General features: G+C 63.7%; 15 protein-coding genes. 6 read left to right on the top strand and 9 right to left on the bottom strand.

Annotated features, from left to right (window positions below; translation table 11 throughout):
• Positions 1-55 precede the first annotated feature (55 nt).
• Positions 56-1204, bottom strand: coding sequence for a peptidyl-alpha-hydroxyglycine alpha-amidating lyase family protein (locus tag AWB70_RS13910; protein ID WP_053571511.1), 1149 nt, complete (start codon positions 1202-1204; stop codon positions 56-58).
• 139 nt (positions 1205-1343) lie between these two features.
• Here AWB70_RS13910 and AWB70_RS13905 point away from each other — a divergent pair, with 139 nt between their 5' ends.
• Complete coding sequence (locus AWB70_RS13905; RefSeq protein WP_053571512.1) at positions 1344-1760, top strand: hypothetical protein; 417 nt, start codon at positions 1344-1346, stop codon at positions 1758-1760.
• A 57-nt stretch (positions 1761-1817) separates the two neighbouring features.
• Positions 1818-2357, top strand: a complete 540-nt coding sequence (locus tag AWB70_RS13900) for a TetR/AcrR family transcriptional regulator (protein WP_045461165.1) — start codon at positions 1818-1820, stop codon at positions 2355-2357.
• A gap of 6 nt (positions 2358-2363) precedes the next feature.
• On the opposite strand, the gene AWB70_RS13895 is transcribed toward AWB70_RS13900, so the two are convergent.
• Complete coding sequence (locus AWB70_RS13895) at positions 2364-3317, bottom strand: D-2-hydroxyacid dehydrogenase family protein (protein ID WP_053572095.1); 954 nt, start codon at positions 3315-3317, stop codon at positions 2364-2366.
• 248 nt (positions 3318-3565) lie between these two features.
• Here AWB70_RS13895 and AWB70_RS13890 point away from each other — a divergent pair, with 248 nt between their 5' ends.
• The 3 genes from AWB70_RS13890 (at position 3566) to AWB70_RS13880 (ending at position 7774) form a co-directional block, all read left to right on the top strand.
• The gene (locus AWB70_RS13890) at positions 3566-4675 is read left to right on the top strand and encodes a hypothetical protein (RefSeq protein WP_053571513.1); all 1110 of its coding nucleotides are present in this window, start codon (positions 3566-3568) and stop codon (positions 4673-4675) included.
• Between the two features lie 177 nt (positions 4676-4852).
• The gene (locus AWB70_RS13885; RefSeq protein WP_374730236.1) at positions 4853-6193 is read left to right on the top strand and encodes a TAXI family TRAP transporter solute-binding subunit; all 1341 of its coding nucleotides are present in this window, start codon (positions 4853-4855) and stop codon (positions 6191-6193) included.
• 27 nt (positions 6194-6220) lie between these two features.
• Positions 6221-7774, top strand: a complete 1554-nt coding sequence (locus tag AWB70_RS13880) for a phospholipase D family protein (protein ID WP_053571514.1) — start codon at positions 6221-6223, stop codon at positions 7772-7774.
• A 30-nt stretch (positions 7775-7804) separates the two neighbouring features.
• On the opposite strand, the gene AWB70_RS13875 is transcribed toward AWB70_RS13880, so the two are convergent.
• The 5 genes from AWB70_RS13875 to AWB70_RS13855 all read right to left on the bottom strand — a co-directional run bounded on the left by AWB70_RS13875 (position 7805) and on the right by AWB70_RS13855 (position 16878).
• Positions 7805-8782 (bottom strand): aldo/keto reductase, encoded by a 978-nt coding sequence (locus AWB70_RS13875; RefSeq protein ID WP_014252563.1) that lies wholly within the window; start codon positions 8780-8782, stop codon positions 7805-7807.
• A gap of 114 nt (positions 8783-8896) precedes the next feature.
• Complete coding sequence (locus AWB70_RS13870; protein ID WP_053571515.1) at positions 8897-9805, bottom strand: DUF7164 domain-containing protein; 909 nt, start codon at positions 9803-9805, stop codon at positions 8897-8899.
• Between the two features lie 93 nt (positions 9806-9898).
• Positions 9899-10795 (bottom strand): transglutaminase family protein, encoded by an 897-nt coding sequence (locus AWB70_RS13865; protein WP_053571516.1) that lies wholly within the window; start codon positions 10793-10795, stop codon positions 9899-9901.
• A gap of 10 nt (positions 10796-10805) precedes the next feature.
• Positions 10806-13430 (bottom strand): circularly permuted type 2 ATP-grasp protein, encoded by a 2625-nt coding sequence (locus AWB70_RS13860; RefSeq protein ID WP_053571517.1) that lies wholly within the window; start codon positions 13428-13430, stop codon positions 10806-10808.
• A gap of 37 nt (positions 13431-13467) precedes the next feature.
• On the bottom strand, positions 13468-16878 hold the full coding sequence (locus AWB70_RS13855; protein WP_053571518.1) for a transglutaminase family protein: 3411 nt from the start codon (positions 16876-16878) through the stop codon (positions 13468-13470).
• Between the two features lie 107 nt (positions 16879-16985).
• Here AWB70_RS13855 and AWB70_RS13850 point away from each other — a divergent pair, with 107 nt between their 5' ends.
• Positions 16986-18056, top strand: a complete 1071-nt coding sequence (locus tag AWB70_RS13850; protein ID WP_053572096.1) for a zinc-binding metallopeptidase family protein — start codon at positions 16986-16988, stop codon at positions 18054-18056.
• A 10-nt stretch (positions 18057-18066) separates the two neighbouring features.
• Here the strand turns inward: AWB70_RS13850 and AWB70_RS13845 are convergent, their stop codons facing one another.
• Together AWB70_RS13845 and AWB70_RS13840 are read right to left on the bottom strand one after the other, a co-directional pair.
• Positions 18067-19089: an alpha-E domain-containing protein gene (locus AWB70_RS13845; RefSeq protein WP_053571519.1), complete on the bottom strand. Its 1023-nt coding sequence runs from the start codon at positions 19087-19089 to the stop codon at positions 18067-18069.
• Positions 19090-19140: 51 nt separating this feature from the next.
• A complete protein-coding gene (locus AWB70_RS13840; protein ID WP_014252570.1) occupies positions 19141-20613 on the bottom strand; it encodes a circularly permuted type 2 ATP-grasp protein in 1473 nt (490 codons plus the stop codon).
• Between the last annotated feature and the right edge of the window lie 18 nt (positions 20614-20631).

Genomic DNA, 20631 nt, shown 5'->3' with positions numbered 1-20631 from the left:
TGCAGCATCACGCATGCAAAATGCCATCGGCTCGCGGCGAACGGTTAATGCAAACTCACGCGTGCAAGACGAGTTTCTGCACGCGCCAGTTCAGCAACTCGGCAACGTACAAGGTGTTCTCGGACGGACACGCCATTTCATGAATCCATCCGAACTGCTTCGGCTGCTTGCCGGATCGTCCGAGCACGCCGAGCAATTTTCCATCGAGCGATAACTTGTAGATGCGCCCGGGAAACGCATCGGCGGAATACAACACCGGGTTCGGTCCCGGCGATATGCAAATGGCCCACGGCGAACCCGGCGCGAACGTGCCCGCCGCAATCGCCGCTTCATCGGGCATGTTGCCGATTGCCGGCCGCGCATCGGGCGGCACGGGCACGTCGATCGTGAACTGGCGCTGGAAATTGCCTTCGCCGTCGAACACCTGAATGCGGCGATTGCTGCGATCGGCGACATAGACCATGCCGTTCGCATCGACGGCAATGCTATGCGGCGTATGAAACTGCCCCGGCCCCTTGCCGCGCTCGCCCCAGGACTTCAGCCAGTTGCCGTCGCGGTCGACCTTCGCGACGCGCGAGTTGATATAGCCATCACTGATATAGGTGTTGCCCGCCGCATCCCACGCGACATCGGTCACTTGGCGGAAGCGGCCGGGCTCGGATGGCAACGGCGGATTCGGATGTTTGAGCGGCGCGGTCTCTTCGTCCGATGCTTCCTGCTTGCGGCCGAACACCATCGCCACGCGCCCCTCCGGCGTGAACTTGATGATCATGTCCGAGCCCTTGTCGGTGACCCAGACGTTGTCCTGCCGGTCCACCTTGACCGTATGCGCGAACGACCACGCATACAGGTTATGCCCGATCTCGCGCACGAAGCGGCCATTGCGGTCGAATTCGAGCAACTGGGCTGCGGCCGCGCCATAGGCCGGCCCCGTGCTATTGCCGCGCGATAGCACGAAAATATGACCCGCCGAATTCAGCGCGACGCCGGAGCATTCGCCGAAGTACACATCGCGCGGCAGGCGCACCGGATCGGGAACGGAATCGTAGGGGATGGAGGGCACGTCGCCATCGGCGTACGCGAAGCGGGGAGTCAGCGCGAGCGCGGCAGCGCTCTGGCCCGCGAGCGCGAGAAAGGCGCGGCGGCTTGCGCTGCCCGGCGCGGTATCGCAACATGCGCAATACATCGAATGCCGAAGACTCATCGTTACCCTCCGCTTGTTCGTCGCCCGCAATGATGAACGTCGATGGCCGGACTGCTTCGCGATGCGAGAGGAAGTGTAGTGCATGAATCGCCCGATCCGCAGGCGCGCGTTCAATCGCTTTCAACCCTGAAAGGACATCATGACCGACTCGTGGCAATACCAGGTTCGAATCCGGCTCGCGCCCGAGCATGCGGCACTCGCGCGCCATGATCCCGCCCACGAAAAGCTCGCGCCGATCAATGCGCTGCTCATCAGGCACGATGCGCAAATGAAATGTCAGTACGACGCCTTCGCCGATTACGTGGCGCAAGCGGAGCGCGATGGCGTCGAGCACTATCCGCTCTATCGGTGGACACGCGAAACCATCGAAAATCCCGCGAAAAAAGCGAAATATCTCGAAGCGTTCACGCTCTACGTGAATGGCGATGAAGTCTATGACAAGGCGCTCGCCGACGCGCTCGAAGCCGATCTTCGCGCGCTTGCAAGCGAGGCGATCCTGGATATCCGCAAGTACGATACGAACCCCGCGCATAACCCGCAGCCGCCTTCGGGTTGACGACGTGCATCGCTCAGGCTAAGGTTGGTAAATCAACCAAATTGCGGATCACGTCCCGTGCAGGATCGCCGACAAAGCATACTCGACGCCGCGCTCGCCACATTGCGCGAAGAAGGCTATTCGGGCTTCACGCAACCGCGCGTGGCGGCGCGCGCGGGCATGCGTCAAAGCCATCTGACCTACTATTTCCCGACGCGTCTTGCGTTGATCGAAGCCGTCGCGCGCGCCGCGATCGACGGCCAGCTTGCCGCCGTCGATGCCTTCGCGGGCGAAACGTCGCCGAAAATCACGGCCGCATCGATCGCCAACGTCGCGATGCGCCACGAGAACACCCGCGTGCTGATGGCGCTCGCGCAAGCCGCCGACGAGGAGCCGACCATCCGCAATCTCTTTCGCGAACTGGCCGAAGGCGTCGCGGTGCGCATCACGCGCATGCTCGAAGCAATGGGCCTTGCCGTCACGAAAGAGCATGTGTCGATGGTGCACGCGCTCGTCGTCGGGCTCGCGGTCATGGATCTCGCTCTGGGACGCCCAGACGGCAAGCGCCGCGCGAGCACGTCCATCGAGACGCTCTTTTCGCTGCTGCCGCCTGCCTGATGTGATTCAGGCATCGCGCGCGTCCAGCCATTCGACGATATTGCGCACCGTATCGCCATAAAACGTGCGATACAGCTCTTCCGACACATAACCGATATGCGGCGTGGCGAGCACGTTGGGCAGCGAGCGCAGCGCATCGTGGGCGGCGAGCGGTTCTTCGTCGTACACGTCGATGGCCGCGCCCGCGAGCGTGCCCGAGCGCAACGCGGCGACGAGCGCCGCGCTATCGACGATAGGCCCGCGCGAGGTATTCACGAGACGGCTCGTGGGTTTCATCTGCGCGAACTCGCTTGCGCCGACGAGATGATGCGTGCGCTCGCTCAGACGCACGTGAATCGAGAGCACGTCGGAGGTCGCGAAGAGCGTGTCCTTATCCACGAGTTGCGCGCCCTTTTCTTCCGCGCGCTCGCGCGTGAGGTTCTGGCTCCACGCGATCACGTTCATGCGAAACGCGCGGCCGATCGCGCCGACCGCCGAGCCCACGCGCCCGAGACCGAGCAGTCCGAGCGTCTTGCCCGCCAGCTCCGTGCCGACCATGGTCTGCCAGCCGCCGTCCTTGAGCGAGCGGTTTTCGGCGGGCACGTGGCGCATCATCCCGAGAATCAGCGCCCATGTGAACTCGATCGTCGGCGTGGACGCATAGCCCGTGTGGCGCACGTCCACGCCGCGTTCGGCCGCCGCATCGAGATCGATCGATGCGTTCGCCGCGCCCGTCGATGCGATCAGCCTGAGGTTCGGCAGGCGCTCGATGAGGTCGCGCGGGAACGGCGTGCGCTCGCGCATCGCGCAGACGATCTCGAACGGACGCAGGCGTTCGAGCAGCGCGTCGCGCCCGGAAACGTGATCGTTGAATACGGTGATGTCGGCGCGCCCGGCGAGCGGCGACCAGTCGGCCATGGAAAGCGCGACGTTCTGATAGTCGTCGAGGACGGCGACCTTGACCGGAGTGGACGTTGGCATGGTGATGTCGTTTGTTGTGAAGAATGAGGCGAAGCGCAGCCATGAGTGTGACGCAATGCGCCGATTCATGTCGCGACGGTCCGCGGGCGCTCGCGTCGAAATCCCGCAACGCCTTGTGCGGCAAGGCTAAGCGCGCGTGACATGACTTGAAATAAGTTACGGCGGGACTTCACCGGGGGCTTTATTTATAGTCACTTCCGTCGCCACTCGAAACGCAACGTGGCCTAAGGAACCGAGAAGGACATCCCGTGAAAAACGAATCGACTTTCGCTTCAAACGTCCGCGTTGCGTCTTCCTCCGGCGCGAATTCCGGCAAGCGCCGCGCGCGTCATCTGCTCGTGATCGCCGCGGCCGCCGCCCTCACGCTGTGCAGCAGTTCCGCGTTCGCCGGCTGGGCGCGCGGCGGCACGGCCTACACGGGCCGCGGCGAATATCAGGGCGCGCACTTCGGCTCCTGCGGCGGCGGCAGCTGCTCGCATGCGGGCGGCGTCGAAAATCCGTGGGGCCGCGTGGCGACGAATTCGGGCACCGTCACGCGCACCGCGCCGGGCCAGTTCTCCAACTCCGGCACGGCCTACGGCCCGAATGGCCGCTCCGTGCAGCACGCGGGCGACACGAGCTGCGCCAATGGCAGCTGCGCACACACCGGCAGCGCGACCGGCCCGAACGGCAAGACCGCGACCGGCAGCGATACCGTGACGCGCACCGCGCCCGGCCAGTACACGTCGTCGGGCTCGGTGACGGGGCCGAACGGCAACACGTCGACGCACTCAGCAGCGACGAATTGCGGGGGCTACACCTGCAACCGCTCCGGCACGGTCAACACGGCGAACGGCGGCAGCGTGACGCATTCGGGCAGCGCAACCAGCGTGGCGCCGGGCGTCGTGACGACTTCCGGCACCGCGACGGTCACGAACGGCTCGCATAGCACGACGGTCGTCGGCGGCGGCACGGTGACATCGAGCACGACGGTTGCGGTCGCGACGGCGCCGGTCGTCACGGGCACCACGGTGATCGCCGCGCCCGTGATCGTGCCGCCGCCCCCGCCGCCTTCGACGACCGTGGTGGTGACGCCGCCGCCGGCTTCGTCGACGGTCGTGGTGACGCCGCCTCCGCCGCCGCCCGCGAAGACCGTGTATGTCGCGCCGCCTCCGCCGCCGGTCAAGACCGTGTATGTCGCGCCGCCCCCGCCGCCGGTCAAGACCGTGTACGTTGCGCCGCCCCCGCCGCCGGTCAAGACCGTGTACGTCGCCCCGCCCCCGCCGCCGGTCAAGACGGTCTACATCGTGCCGCGCCGCGCGATCTGGATTCCGGGCCATTTCGTCGGCGCGGTATGGGTCCCCGCGCACTGGGCTTGAGCAAACCGCATCGGAACAGCAAGGCCGGCCGCACGCGCGCCGGCCTTGTCGTTTCATCGGCAGACGGCGTTACACTGCGAGTCAACGCGGCTTCCGACACAGGCACGACATGCTCCCTGTCTTTCGCGACGCACAAGCACAAGTAGTGAAAACCGTTCGCTCATGACGAGGCACCGCATGAAGCGCCCGCATCTGCCTCGCGATCATGCCAAGGGTGTCCTGCACGACATCACCTGGACCGCCGGTCCTGTCGTGCTCGTCATTGCGCTAGTCGTCGCGCTCGTCTACTGGCTCGTCGATCCCGCGCCGCCCAAGACCATCACGATGAGCGCGGGTCAGACCGACAGCTCGTTCTATGTCGTCGCGCAGGAATACGCGAAGATCCTCGCGCGCAACGGCATCACGGTGAAGGTGCTGCCTTCGGACGGCTCGGTGCAGAATCTCGAACGTCTGCTCGACCCGAAGCAACACGTCGATCTCGCGCTCGTGCAAGGCGGCATCGCGACCAAAGAGCAGGCGTCGGAGTTGATGTCGCTCGGCAGCGTGTCGTATGTGCCGCTCGTGGTGTTCTATCGCGGCAAGGGGCTGACGCTGCTGTCGCAACTCGAAGGCAAGCGCATCGCGATAGGCCGCGAAGGCAGCGGCACGCGCATGCTGTCGCTCAAGCTGCTGGCGGCGAACGGCATCTATCCTGGCGATGCGACGCAGCTTCTGCCGACCGATGGCCTGCAAGCCGCGACACAGCTCGTCAGCGACGAAGCCGACGCCGTGTTTCTTTCCGGCGATTCGGCCACACGCGGACTCATGCTGCGCCTCTTGCGCGTGCCCGGCATTTCGGTGATGGACTTCAAGGAAGCGCGCGCCTACACGCGCCTTTTCCCCTATCTCGACGAGATCGAATTGCCGCCCGGCGTGCTCGATCTCGGCCGGCGCATTCCGCCCGAGACGGTGCATCTGATCAGCCCGACGGTCGAGCTCGTCGCGCGGCAGAGCCTGCATCCCGCGCTATCCGACCTGCTTATCGAAGCTGCGCAGGAAGTGCATGGCTCGGCCGGCCTGCTGCAGCGCGCGGGGCAATTTCCGAGCCCCGTCGCGCATGAATTTCCGATCAGCGAGGACGCGAGCCGCTATTACCGCTCGGGCAAGAGCTTTCTGTATCGCATGCTGCCGTTCTGGCTCGCGAATATCGCCGATCGCGCGCTCCTGCTGCTGCTGCCTGTCGCCGTGCTGGTCTTTCCGGCGCTGCGTGTCGTGCCCGCGATGTATCGATGGCGCGTGCGTTCGCGCATCTATCGCTATTACGGGGCGCTGATCGCGGTGGAACGCAGCGCCATGCGCATCAAGAACGAGGAGGAGCGGCGCGCGCTGCTCGTCGAGCTCGACTACATCGAGGAATCGCTCGACACGCTGAAGCTGCCGCTCGCCCATGCCGATGCGCTCTATGTCCTGCGCGAGCATGTCAGTTTCGTGCGGGCGCGTCTCGCCGACCCATCGAGGCGCGAACATGGCGTGGCCTGAGTTCGATCCGCCGCGCGGAGACCCACGATGAAACTTCGTAGCTGGCTCATTGCGTTGACGCTGCTGATGACGGCCTGCGCGAGCCTTCCGCCGCAAAGCGCACGCGTGCAGACTCACGCATTAACCGATACGGCGAACACGCGTCTCGGCGCCGCGTTCGCCTCGAGCGAAGCCGCGCATCCCGGCGACAACGCGTTCCACTTGCTCATCGACGGCATGGATGCGCTCATCGCGCGCGTGATCCTGAGCGAGCGCGCGGAGCGCACGCTCGATCTCCAGTACTACATCTGGCATGACGATCTGACGGGCCGCGAGATGGCCGCATCCATCATGCGCGCGGCGGATCGCGGCGTGCGCGTGCGCCTTCTGCTCGACGATCTTGGCACCAACGCCGACGATCAGTTCCTGCTCGCCCTCGCCTCGCATCCGAACGTGCAGGTGCGCCTGTTCAATCCGGTCGCGAACCGCACCTTCAAGCGACTCGGCTCCGCGGTCGAGTTCTTTCGCGTGAACCGGCGCATGCACAACAAGGCGCTCATCGCGGATAACCAGGCGGCGATTCTCGGCGGACGCAATATCGGCGACGAATACTTCGGCGCGTCGAGCACCGTCTCGTTCGGCGATCTCGATGTGCTCGTGCACGGGCCTGTCGTGCGCGAGGTATCGAGCGCCTTCGACCTGTACTGGAACTCGGACGCAGCCTATCCCATCGAGAATCTGATGGGACGCAAGGCCGATCCCGATGCGCTCGCGGGTTATCGCGAGAAGCTCGATGCGTATCTGCTGTCGGAGCAGCATTCGCCTTATGTCGCGCAAGTGCGCGAGCGTCTCGCCACGGTGATTCAGGCGCACGACACCGCCTTCTCGTGGGGCAAGGCGACACTGCTCTACGACGATCCCGCGAAGATCACGCGCGCGCCCGGCGACACGGAAGGGCATCTGATGTCGCAATTCAAGGCCCTGAATCTCGAACCCGATACGGAGCTGCTGATCGTGTCGCCTTACTTCGTGCCGCGCAAGGAAGGCGTGCGATGGCTGCGCTCGATGACATCGCGCGGCGTGCGCGTGACCGTGCTCACGAATTCGCTGGCCGCCACCGATGTCGCCGCCGTGCATGCCGGCTATCAGCGCTATCGCAAGGCGATGCTCGAAGCGGGTGTCACACTGTATGAGCTGAAACCCGTTGCATCCACAAAAGACGATAAAGCCGCGAAGAAGTCCACGTTCGGATCGTCGAAGGCGTCGCTGCATGCGAAGACATATGTCTTCGATCGCAAGCGCATTTTTATCGGCTCGATGAATCTCGATCCGCGCTCGGTGGAATTGAATACGGAGATCGGCGTGTATTGCGAGAGCGAGGCCGCCGCGAGCCAGGTGGCGGACGCTATCGGAAGCAATATCGATCGCATCGCGTGGCGTGTCGAATTGCGCGACGACGGCAATGGCGGCACGCGCATGGTGTGGATCGACACCAATGCGCAAGGCGACACGACCGTGCTCGATAAAGAGCCGGACGTATCGGGGCTGAAGCGCGCGGGAATCTGGATGCTCGGGCTATTGCCGATCGAGTCGCAGTTATGACCCGCGCGCTTGAGTACCGCTATCGCCGCATCACTTGAAGCCCGCGACCGCGTGCGGCACATACGGCGCTTCGAGCTGCGCGATCTCCTCCGCCGTGAGATTCAGCGAAAGCGCCGCGACCGCATCGCTCAGATGATTCGGCTTCGATGCGCCGATGATCGGCGCGGTGACAGGCGTCTTCTGCGCGACCCACGCGAGGGCGACCTGCGCACGCGGCACGCCGCGCGCTTGCGCGACGGCGGCCACGGCTTCGACCACGGCGCGATCCGCGTCGTCGGTGCGATACAGCGTGCTGCCGAAGGCGTCGGACTCCTGCCGTGCGCTCGTCGCATCCCAGTCGCGCGTGAGGCGGCCTCGCGCGAGCGGACTCCACGGCAGCATGCCGATGCCCTGATCCTTGCACAGCGGCGCCATCTCGCGCTCTTCCTCGCGATACAGCAGATTCAAGTGGTTCTGCATCGTCTTGAACTCGGTCCAGCCGTGCGCACGCGATGTGTACAGCGCCTTGCTGAACTGCCACGCATACATCGACGACGCGCCGATATACCGCGCCTTGCCCGCCTTCACGACATCGTGCAGCGCTTCGAGCGTTTCCTCGATCGGCGTCGTGTAGTCCCATCGGTGAATCTGGTAAAGATCGACGTAATCGGTGCCGAGGCGCTTCAGGCTGTTATCGATTTCATTGAAGATCGCCTTGCGCGATAGTCCCGCGCCGTTCGGGCCGGGACGCATGCGATTGAATACCTTGGTCGCGATCACGATATCGTCGCGCTTCGTGAGCTCGCGCAACGCGCGTCCGACGATTTCCTCCGAGGTGCCATCGGAATAGGTATTGGCGGTGTCGAAGAAATTGATGCCCGCTTCGAGTGCCTGCCTGATGAGCGGGCGGCTCTTTTCTTCGTCGAGCGTCCACGGATGCGTGCCGCGATCCGGCGCGCCAAAGGTCATGCAGCCAAGACACAAACGCGATACATCGAGACCGGTCGAACCGAGTTTCACGTATTCCATCGTGCGAATCTCCTTGCAGAATGAAAGGGCATGCGCTCGCGCATGAGCGACGAAACCCTGAACATTACCGCAGGTTCCCGCGGCGTGCATGACGCTCATGCGTGCAACCGGGCGTCAGTGCGGATAACCGGCGCGGCGCTTCACTTCGTCAACGGACACGGCGGCGAGCCAATGGCAGTATTGATTGATGAAGCTCGGATCGAGCGCATCGACGTCGGCGCTGTCATACGCGCCTTTTCGATACTCGCTCTTGGAGAAGAAGTCGTCCGTGTGCACGGCATGGATATGGAACACCAGGTTATCGATTTTCTCCTGGCAAAAGCTCTCGACATCGAGAATGCGCTCGCGGCCTAACCAGATGAAGTCGTTACCCGCCTCCTGCGCGGCTATTTCCGCTGCATACATGCTCGACACGCCGCGAAACCAGCCCGGCCACGTTCCCCAGTTCGCCGGATCATGGCCGAATTCGCGCAGCAGCACCTCGCACCAGTGGATCTGCCGGCGCAGCAAGTGCACGACCAGATGCGCTCGCGCAAGCAGCGAATGCCCGCATCCGAAATGATTGTGATGCGGCACGCCATGGCGCCGGCAGAAATCCACCATCGTCTCGCGGAAATCCGCGCTATGGTGATAGTGCCCGCGCCCATGCACCGGATAGCTCGGGCGAAAATCCACGAGATGCTTCGTGAGAAAAACATCCGCGTCAGTGCGCAAAAGATAGGGATAGCGCAACGCGATCTCATCGATATGCGGCCCCGAGAGGCAGCCGATGGAGTTCATGAAGTGATAGCCTTCGAATGCGCTTCCGGGCGTCGCGAACGGAAGGCACGGCACGCCGACGATGCCCTCTTCATGCAATGGAAGCGCATGCGCGATGGCGGGATGGTGCACGACGATCAAATCCGACGTGGTCCAGTTCCCGCTGTGAATCCAGCTCTTGTAGATCCACTCGAACTCTTGCAGCATGCTCGGATGATTATCGACATAGATCATCACGCCCAGCGTTTTACTGCTTACCGGCATTGGAGAAACCTCGAATAGAATGGGCCACGGTGCCTGCGGCTCATTCTATTCGTGCGGTCATGCCGATCTTTTGCTTTGTGTCATAGCCTGCGCTCAGAGCGTCAGCACATTCACTGCTACATCGACATGATGCGCGCCGCCGCCGAGAATCATCCCGCGCAGCAATGACACATCGCTGTAATCGCGCCCCGTCGCGAGCGTGACATGATCGAGGTCCGCGAGCACGTCGTTGGTCGGATCGAGATCGATCCATCCGCTTTGCGGGCAATGCACCGACACCCACGCATGCGAGGCATCCGCACCGATCAGACGCGCATGGCCCGGCGGCGGATCGTTGCGCAGATAGCCGCTCACATAGCGTGCCGGCAATCCGAGCGCGCGCAGGCAACCGATCATCACCTGCGAGAAATCCTGGCACACGCCATGGCGCAGATCGAACGCGCGCGATGCGGGCGTATCGAACGCGGTGGCCGATGGCCGGTACTCAAAATCCGCGTGAATGCGATGCATCAGATCGATCGCGCCCGCAACGAGCGGCGTGCCCGCGTCGAAGCTCGGCCGCGCGTAATCGCGCAGTTCATGATCGAGCGACACATTGGGCGAGGCATAACAAAACTCGCTTTCCGGATGGAACGATCCGCCCGCGCAATAGCGCAACCGTTGCGCGACTTCTTCCCACGGCGGCGTGGCATCCGCGTCGAGCGAATGCCAGCGCGGCGTCAGACGCACCGTGGTTTCGCTCGTCATCGAAAGGCGTTCGTGCGGTGCATCGAGCGAAAAGTACAGCACGTCGTTGCCGAATGCATCGACACGGCTATGCACGTACGACGGCACCGGCTCGATGCGTTCCGTGTGCGAGATGACCTGCTGCCACGGGCAATGCAGCGGGCGAATGGTCGCGAGATGCTGCGCGATCTCGACCGGCGTCGAATAGCGATAGGTCGTGCGATGCGTGACCGCGAGCACGGTGGCGTTCGCGCCAGGATTCATGACCTCGTCCTCATGGCGTCACCTGCGCGGCCAGTGTATTCGCATGGCTGAAATAGCGCGCGCTGACTTCGTTCGATGCCGCGCTCGCCGATGCAACCAGTCTGTCGCATAGCGCGACCAACGCGTCGTGGCGGCCGTCTTCGCGCACGTCGCAAAGGGCGGCGAGGTCCGGCAATGCATCGGCTTGAACGAGCAGGTCCGCGAAACGCATCGCCTGTGCGCGGCGCGCGCCGCCCGCCGCCGCCGCGATCTCGTCGAGCTTCGTGCGCAGGCGCGCGTACACGCCATACAGCCCGCGCGGGTTGGTTTCATCGACGACGATCAGATCGATGAGCGCCGGCACTTCGAGCCGGCCGGGATAAAGCGATCGATACGTGAGCGTGCTGTCGAAGAGCTGCAACAGCAGATCGAACGCAGCGGGCGAAGCGAGCGTGCCGCGCTCGGCGACGACGCGCAGGAACGTGGCCATCGTCGAGACGCGTTCGATATGCCGCCCGATGAAAATCAGCCGCCATGCTTCGTCGCGCGTCATGCGATCGCCCTGCGCACCGCTGATCGCGCACAGTTGCGTCGCGAGATGTTCGAGCGCGCTTGCAAGCATCAGGCGATCGTAATCGCGGCCGATGCGGACCACGCCTTCCGCTTCGGCATCGGCGAAAGCGACGCGCGCGAGCGCATCGCGGAAGTCGTTGCGCGACGCGAGGATCGTGCGCCAGTGATCGGTCGAGAGCCTGTCGCGTATCTCACCGCTGGCACGCGCCTGATCCGCGAGATTGCTGCCGATGCTCGTCGCCCGGCTCGTTTCCGGCAGCCCCGCGACGAGCGCGCGCTCGAACGCTTGCGGCGTGGCGTGGGCGAGCTTGTCGTCCGGGGCGATCAGTCCGCATTGCGACGCGAGCTCGGTGAGCGTGGGAAAGAGCGCTTCGGCGTCGCTGCCGTCGAGCATGCCGAGCAACAGACGGCACAAGCGCACGTTGTTTTCCGCGCGCTCGCTGTAACGTCCTGCCCAGAAGAGATTTTCCGCGGCGCGGCTCGATACGGTCCGATGCTTGCGCAAATCGCCGGGCTTCATCGGCGCGGGGCGCAACGATACGCTGCCGCCGGGCTGGCTCGACATGACCCATGTATCGACGCTGCTGCCGCCGAACTGCATCGATACCGTCGCGCGCTTGTCGGCGGCGAGGCGAGTAAAGCCGCCGGGCATCACGCTCCAGCTTCCATCGATATTGGCGATCGCATACGCGCGCAGCACGCAGGGCCGCGCGCCGAGCGCGTCGTCATGAAAGCGCGGCGTCGTGGAAAAGGGCAGATTCTCCTGCACCGTGAACACGTCCGGCGCGCGTTCGATGCGTGCTTTCCACGCCGCGAGCCGCTGCACGCCCGCATCGATGCCCGGCGCCTGATCGGCTTGCGCGCCCGGCCACGTGGGCGCAAGGAGCGCGCTGTCGAGACGCTCGAATGCTTCGCTGCGCGCGGCTTCCTCGCCGCACCACCATGTCGGCACGGTCGGCAGTTCGAGCGTTTCATCGAGCAATGCTTTCGCAATGCCCGGCAAGAACGCATTGAGCGCCGGCGATTCGGTGAAGCCCGCGCCCGGCACGTTCGAGACCATCACGTTGCCCGCGCGCATCACCTGCAAAAGACCCGGCACGCCGATGGTCGAATCCGCGCGCAATTCGACGGGATCGCAAAAGGCGTCGTCGAGACGCCGCAAAACCGCATGCACGCGCGACAGACCCGCCAGCGTCTTCAGATACAGCTTGTCGTGACGCACCGTGAGATCCTTGCCTTCGACGAGCGTCACACCGAGATAGCGCGCGAGAAACACATGCTCGAACCACGTTTCGCTGAACGGGCCGGGACTCAGCAACGCAATATGCGGCGCATCGTTCGATGCATCGTCCCGGCCGCCTTCGTCTTCGCGCATCGTCGCGCGCGCGCCTTGCGCGATGGTGGCGATGAGTTGCGAATAGATCGGCGCGAGACGGCTCACGCGCATCGCGCGAAACGGATCGGCGAAGAGGCTCGCGACGATCAGCCGGTTTTCGAGCACATAGCCAAGACCCGAAGGCACTTCCGTGCGATGCGCGATGACCGTCCACGCACCCGATGGCGAACGCGCGAGATCCACCGCGACGATCTGCAGGAAGCTGCCCGTGGAAGGCATGAAGCCCTTCATCGCGCGCAGATAGCCGGGATGCCCGAACACGAGCGCGCCCGGCAACAGACCGCGATGCAATAGGGTCTGCGGACCGTAGACGTCGGCGACGATGGCTTCCATCAGCCGCGCGCGCTGCGCGACGCCGCGCTCGATCGCCGCCCATTCGTGCTCGTCGATGATGAGCGGCAGCAGATCGAGCGACCACGCGCGCGGCTTGCCGTTATCGGCATAGACGTTGTACGTGATGTCGTTGTCGCGTATCTGCTGCGCGACGGCGGCCACGCCATCGCCGAGGCGTGCAATGCCCTGCTCGCCGAGCAGCTCGAAGAAGTGCCGCCAGGGCTCGCGCAACTGGCCCGATGGATCGCGCAGTTCGTCCCAGTGCCCTTCGCGCGCCGGCAGCGTGCGCAGCAACGCGAGCGCATCGATGCGCGCCGCGGCGATGTCGAAAGGCAAGCTCGATTGATAAGCCAAAGTCGTCCCGGTTCTTTATTCGAATGATGATTGCACGTCAACGATAGCGCAGGTCGAGCGTGAACGGAAATTCGAGGCTGCGTTCGCGCGTGGCCGCGTGCATCGTGCCGGGCGTATGACCCGTGGCGAAGAACCGCGCGCGTCTGCGGCTTTCGGCTTCATAGGCGTTGACCGGGAACGTCTGATAGTTGCGGCCGCCCGGATGCGCGACGTGATACTGGCATCCGCCGATCGCGCGCCCCGTCCAGGTATCGACGATATCGAATGTGAGCGGCGCATGCACGTCGATGGTCGGATGCAGCGACGCCGCCTGCGACCACGCGCGAAAGCGCACGCCCGCGACGTATTCGCTCGCGCGTCCTGTCGGCTGCAACGGCAGCGTCTCGCCGTTCACGGTCACGACATGACGATCGCCGTTCAGGCCGAGCACGCGCACTTCCAGACGTTCGACCGACGAATCGACATAGCGCACCGTGCCGCCGGTCGAGCCCTCTTCGCCCATCACATGCCACGGCTCCAGCGCATTGCGGATCGTGAGCGCGATACCGTTCGTGTCGTATGCGCCGACGAGCGGAAAGCGGAACTCGAAATGCGGCGCGAACCAGCTTCGCTCGAACGCGAAGCCCGCGTCGCTCAACTCGGCGAGCACGTCGTCGAAGTCCATCTGCACGAAGGTGCCGAGCATGAAGCGGTCGTGCAGTTCCGTGCCCCAGCGCGTGAGACGCGCGGTGTAGGGCGTCTCCCAGAAACGCGCGACGAGTGCGCGCAACAGCAGTTGTTGCGCGAGACTCATGCGCGCGTGCGGCGGCATCTCGAAGCCGCGCAGTTCGAGCAGGCCGAGGCGCCCTGTCGGGCCATCGGGCGAATACAGCTTGTCGATGCAGAATTCCGCGCGATGCGTGTTGCCCGTCACGTCGATCAGGATGTTGCGCAGAATGCGGTCGATGAGCCACGGCGGCACGCTCGCACTGTTACGTCCGCCGAGCCGGTCGAGCTGGTGCTGCAATTCGGCGAAGGCGATCTCGAGTTCGTAGACCTGGTCGTTGCGCGCTTCGTCGACGCGCGGCGCCTGACTCGTCGGGCCGATGAAAAGCCCCGAAAACAGCATCGACAACGACGGATGGTTATGCCAGTACGCGATCAGGCTCGCGAGCAGATCGGGCCGGCGCAGGAACGGGCTGTCGGCGGGCGTCGCGCCGCCGAGCACGAAGTGATTGCCGCCGCCCGTGCCGGTATGGCGGCCGTCGAGCATGAACTTCTCCGGGCTCAGATACGTCTCGTGCGCCGCGCCGTAGAGAAACTCGGTATGGTCGACGAGTTCGTTCCAGTTCGCCGCCGGATGAATGTTCACCTCGATCACGCCGGGGTCGGGCGTGACCTGCAGCATCTTCAGGCGCGCATCGCGAGGCGGCGGATACCCTTCGACGATCACGGGAATGCCGAGATCGGCCGCGGTCGCTTCCACGGCGGCCAGCAGATCGAGATAGTCGTCGAGCGCGGCGAGCGGCGGCATGAATACGTGCATAAGCTTGTTGCCGTTGCCGAGCCGCTCCAGTGCGTCGGCTTCCGCTTTCGGGCCGGCCGCGCGCGCCGGGTCGCGCGCTTCCACGCACACCGCCGTGCGCAGGGTCTCGGCAGCCGACTCGCCCCGTCGTGGCCTGCGCTTGCGCGATTCGCCGGACGCGTCGGCATTTTGCATGCGTGATTCGATATCCAGATCCGCATATTGCATGCGTAATTCAGTCGCGGTGCGCAATGGCGCCGGCGGCCCGAATGGATCGTGGGCGTACTGCCACGGATAATCGGCCTCCGATACCCACGGCAGCGAGTCGAGCGGCAGGCGATAGCCCATCGGCGAATCGCCCGGAATCAGATACATGCGCTCGTCGCGGAAGAACCACGGTCCGCTCACCCAGCGGCCCGGCTGCGTCGCGTCATCATCCTCGCGCGCGACCGGCAGCGCGTAACCCGTGACGGACGGCAGGCCTGCATCGAACACGCGGTGCAGGCGCGCCCGTTCGAGTTCGTCGTCGAGACGCGAATCGAACGGATCGACGTTCACCGGCAGGCGGCGCTCGCGCCACAGGTAGTACCACGTGTCTTCGTAAGCCGGTTCTATGAATTTTGCATTCAAGGACAGCTTGCCCGCGAGATGGCGAATGAACCGCGCGGCGTCGTCCGACGTATAGGAGGCGGGCTGCCGCTCATCCGCGAAGAGCGACGGATCGTGCCAGCACGGCTCGCCGTCCGCGCGCCAGTACAGAGACAGCGCCCAGCGCGGCAACTGCTCGCCCGGATACCACTTGCCCTGTCCGATATGCAGAAAGCCGTTCGCGCCGTATTGTGAGCGCAATTTGTCCATCAGCGACACGGCGTAGGCGCGCTTGGACGGGCCGAGCGCGTCGGTGTTCCATTCGGGCGCGTCGCGGTCGCGAACCGATACGTAGGTCGGCTCGCCGCCCATCGTCAGGCGCACGTCCGATGCGCTCAGCCGCGCGTCGACTTGCTCGCCCATGCGCAGCACCGCGTTCCAGTCATCCTCGGTGTAGGGTTTCGTCACGCGTGGCGTTTCGAGCACGCGTTCGATGGACATCGTGTGGACGAATTCGACTTCGCACTTCTCGACCGCGCCGGAAACAGGCGCGGCGCTGTCCGGCTCCGGCGTGCACGCGACCGGAATATGTCCCTCGCCCGCGAGCAAACCCGATGTCGGATCGAAACCGATCCAGCCCGCCCCCGGCAGATACACTTCGCACCACGCATGGAGATCGGTGAAGTCCACTTCCGTGCCGCTCGGGCCATCGAGCGATTTGGTATCCGGCGCGAGTTGCAGGAGATAGCCTGACACGAAGCGCGCGGCCAGACCGAGATGACGCAGCGTTTCGACGAGCAGCCAGCCCGAATCGCGGCACGAACCCGCCGCGCTTTCGAGCGTTTCCTCCGGCGTCTGCACGCCCGGCTCCATGCGAATCAGATAGCGAATCTCGCTGGCCAGGCGCTGATTGAGCTCGACGAGAAAATCGATGGTCGTGCGCGGCGTCAGGTCGATACTTTCGACGAATGCGGCAAAACGCGGCGTCGGCTCGCGCTTGACTCTGTACGGCGCGAGATCGTGCAGCAAGTCCGGCGCATACGTGAAGGGAAACTTCTGGGCCGTGGGTTCGAGAAAGAAGTCGAACGGGTTATAGACGGCCATTTCGGCGACGAGATCGATCGTCACCTTGAATTCGCGGGTTTTCTCGGGGAAAACCAGCCGCGCCTGATAGTTCGCGAACGCGTCCTGCTGCCAGTTGATGAAATGATCGCCGGGCTCGACGCGCATCGAATACGAGACGACAGGCGTACGGCAATGCGGCGCGGGCCGCAGACGCACGACTTGCGGCGACAGGCCGACGAGCCGGTCGTATCGATAATGCGTGACATGGTTCAATGCAACACGAATGGACACACCGGACTCCTTTGTTCGAATGACGCCGTGCCTGCGGCATGATGTTTGCGAAGCACGACAGCGCGTGCACGGAACATTCCGCGTTTCTCACCTCTACCGGCCACACGATGAAGACCTTTCACTGCAACCGCTGCAATCAGCTGGTGTTCTTCGAAAACACGCATTGCGAAAAGTGCGGCGCGCGGCTCGGCTATCTGCCCGAAATCAATCAGATCAGCGCGTTCGAGGAAACGGAGGACGGCCGCTGGCGTAGCCTTCATCCGCTCGCGAAAGATTCGCTTCATCGTCCGTGCCACAACTACGCGGTCGAAAACGTATGCAACTGGGTCGTGCCCGCCACCGAGAGCGATGCGCCCGACGCGCTGTGCCGCTCCTGCCAGTTGACGAGCACCATTCCGAACCTCTCGAACCCCGATAACCGCGTCTACTGGTATCGCATCGAATCCGCCAAGCGCCGCCTTCTCTACACCTTCGCCGAACTCGGCCTGCCCGTGGCGTCGCGTCAGGAAGATCCCGAGCGCGGCCTCGAATTCCAGTTTCTCGAAGGCGATGCGCAAGGTCACGGTGTGATGACCGGTCATAACAACGGCATCATCACGTTGAACATCGCCGAAGCCGACGATGCGCATCGCGAGCACACCCGTTCCGCGCTGCACGAGCCGTATCGCACGCTGCTCGGCCATTTCCGTCATGAATCCGGGCACTATTTCTTCGACCGCCTGATTGGCGATACCGCGCGCATCGCGCCGTTTCGCACCGCATTCGGCGACGAACAGGCCGACTATGCCGCCGCGCTCGATCGTCACTACAAGGAAGGCCCGCCCGCTCAATGGGAAGACAATTTCATCAGCGCCTATGCCACGATGCATCCGTGGGAAGACTGGGCGGAAACCTGGGCGCATTACCTGCATATCGTCGATACGCTCGACACCGCGGTTTCGTGCGGCCTCGTGCTCGTGCCCGACAGCCCGCACGAGCCCACGCTCACCGACCAGACGCCCATCGAGGAAACCACGTTCGATAACCTGATGAACCGCTGGTTTCCGCTCACTTATGTGCTCAACAGCCTGAACCGCAGCCTCGGCATGCCGGACGGTTATCCGTTCACGCTCGCGCCCGCCGTCATCGACAAGCTGCGCTTCGTTCATCGCGTCGTCGCGGCGGCTGCCCGGCGTTAAGCGCACGCGTTCAACTTTTGCTTTGCGTCTGAGTTTGCGACTGAGTCTGCGTTTGCGTTTGCGTTTGTTCCGGCGCGGCAGGCGCTTCCGGTGCAATCGGCAAAAGAAACTCGCGGCTCACCAGGCTCGCGAGATCGTTCACGCGCGCGAGGAAATTCACGAGATACGCGTGCAATCCGCCTTTTAGAATGTCGGCGATGCGTCCGTTCCTCAGTTCCGCGCTCAACTGCGCCGCCAAGCGCGCCGCCTCCGTATCGCGCCCCTTCGTCACGTGACCGATCAACTGTTCCACTTCGGCAATGCTGGCCGCAAGCGAACGCGGCCAGTCGCCATAGAGAATCAGCAAGCCCGCGACACGTTCCGGCGTGACGACATCGCGATACACGCGCCGATACACTTCGAAGCCCGATACGGAACCGAGCACCGCGACCCAATGGTGATAATCGAACGGTTGTGCGGAGGTATCGGCGCGTTGCTCCATCATTTCGAACTTCACGTCGAGAATGCGCGCGGTGTTATCCGCGCGCTCGATGAACGTCCCGAGGCGCATGAAGTAGAACGCATCGTCTTTCACGAGCGTGCCGAGCTGCACGCCCCGCGATAGATGCGAGCGGAACTTGACCCATTCGAAAAAGGCGTAAGGCTCGCGTTCGAGAATGCCATCGGCGAGCATGCGCTGACAATCGAGCCACGTCGTGTTGAGCGACTCCCATAGCTCGCTGTTGGTGGAACTGCGCACGGCTCGCGCGTTCTCGCGCGCGGCGCGCAGACAACTGACGATCGACGACGGGTTCGACAGATCGCGCGCCATGAAGTCGATCACTTCGCGGCTTTTCATGCCGTGATGCGCAGCCGAATAGATGCCGCTCAACTCCGATATCGACAGCATGGCGCGCCAGCCCAGCTCGGCGTATTCGTCGGACTGCGGCAAGAGCGAAAGCTGATGGTTCGCATCGAGCATCCGTGCGGTGTTTTCAGCGCGTTCGGTATAGCGCGCCATCCAGAAGAGATGATCCGCGGTACGGCTCAGCATGGGTATTCCCGATTTGTTTGTCGTTGTCGTCAGAGCGGCAAAGAATGTTGTCTAGCGCTCCAGTACCCAAGTATCCTTCGTGCCGCCGCCTTGCGATGAATTCACGACCAGCGATCCTTCCCGCAACGCGACGCGCGTCAGTCCGCCCGGCACCATCCGCACTTCGGTCCCCGACAGCACGAACGGACGCAGATCGATATGACGCGGCGCAATGCCCGCCTCCACATAGGTCGGGCAGGTCGACAGCGCGAGCGTCGGCTGCGCGATGTATTTCTCGGGATGCGCTTCGAGCACCGCGCGGAATTCGGCGATCTGCGCCGCCGTCGACGCGGGGCCGACGAGCATGCCGTAACCGCCCGCGCCATGCGTTTCCTTCACGACGAGCTCGGGCAGATGATCGAGCACATACGCGAGATCGTCGGGCTTGCGGCACATCCATGTCGGCACGTTGTTGAGAATCGGCTCTTCGCCGAGATAGAAACGCACCATGTCGGGCACGTAGGGATAAATGGATTTATCGTCGGCGATACCCGTGCCCACCGCATTGCACAACGCAACATTGCCCGCCCGGTACGCGCCGATCAATCCAGGCACACCGAGCGCCGAATCCGGGCGGAACACGAGCGGATCGAGAAAGTCGTCGTCGATGCGCCGATAGATCACATCGACGCGCTGCGGGCCTTGCGTCGTGCGCATATACACATAGTCGTTCTCGACGAAGAGATCCTGCCCTTCCACGAGTTCGACGCCCATCTGCTGCGCAAGGAACGCATGCTCGAAATACGCCGAGTTATACATGCCGGGCGTCATCACGACGATGGCCGGATTCTCGGCGGCGGCAGGCGCGGCCGCACGCAAGGTATCGAGCAGCAAGTCCGGATAATGCGCGACCGGAGCAACGCGATTGCGCGCGAAGAGATCGGGAAAAAGCCGCATCATCATCTTGCGGTTTTCCAGCATGTACGAAACGCCGGACGGCACGCGCAGGTTATCTTCGAGCACATAGAACTCGCCTTGCCCCGCCCGCACGATATCGATGCCCGCGATATGCGCATAGATATCCCGCGCGACATCGACGCCACGCATCTCCGGACGATACTGCGCGTTGCCGAGGATTTGCGCTTCCGGAATGATGCCCGCCCGGATGATGCTCTGCTCGTGATAAATGTCGTGGATGAAGCGATTGAGCGCATTCACGCGCTGCCGCAGACCGCGTTCCAGCGCGCGCCATTCATCGGCGGGAAAGATGCGCGGAATGACGTCGAAGGGAATCGTGCGCTCGGGAATGATGCCGGGCAGATCGCTCGTGCCATACACCGCGAAAGTAATGCCGACGCGCCGGAAGTTAAGATCCGCCTCGGCGCGCTTGATATCGATCTGTTGATCGTTCTGCGTGGCGAGCCAGATCATGAAGTCGCGGTAATGCGTGCGCGGATTGGCCACGTCACGAAAAGCCGCCGCCGGTACGCCACGCGCTTCAAAATCACTGCGCTCGAACATCTCGTTGAAGAATGCTTGCGTCATAGCCGGTCTTCCATATGA

It is taken from the genome of Caballeronia cordobensis (assembly GCF_001544575.2).
Lineage (GTDB): Bacteria > Pseudomonadota > Gammaproteobacteria > Burkholderiales > Burkholderiaceae > Caballeronia > Caballeronia cordobensis.
The sequence above is the reverse complement of the archived record's forward strand: the minus strand, read 5'-3'. Positions and strand labels throughout refer to the sequence as shown.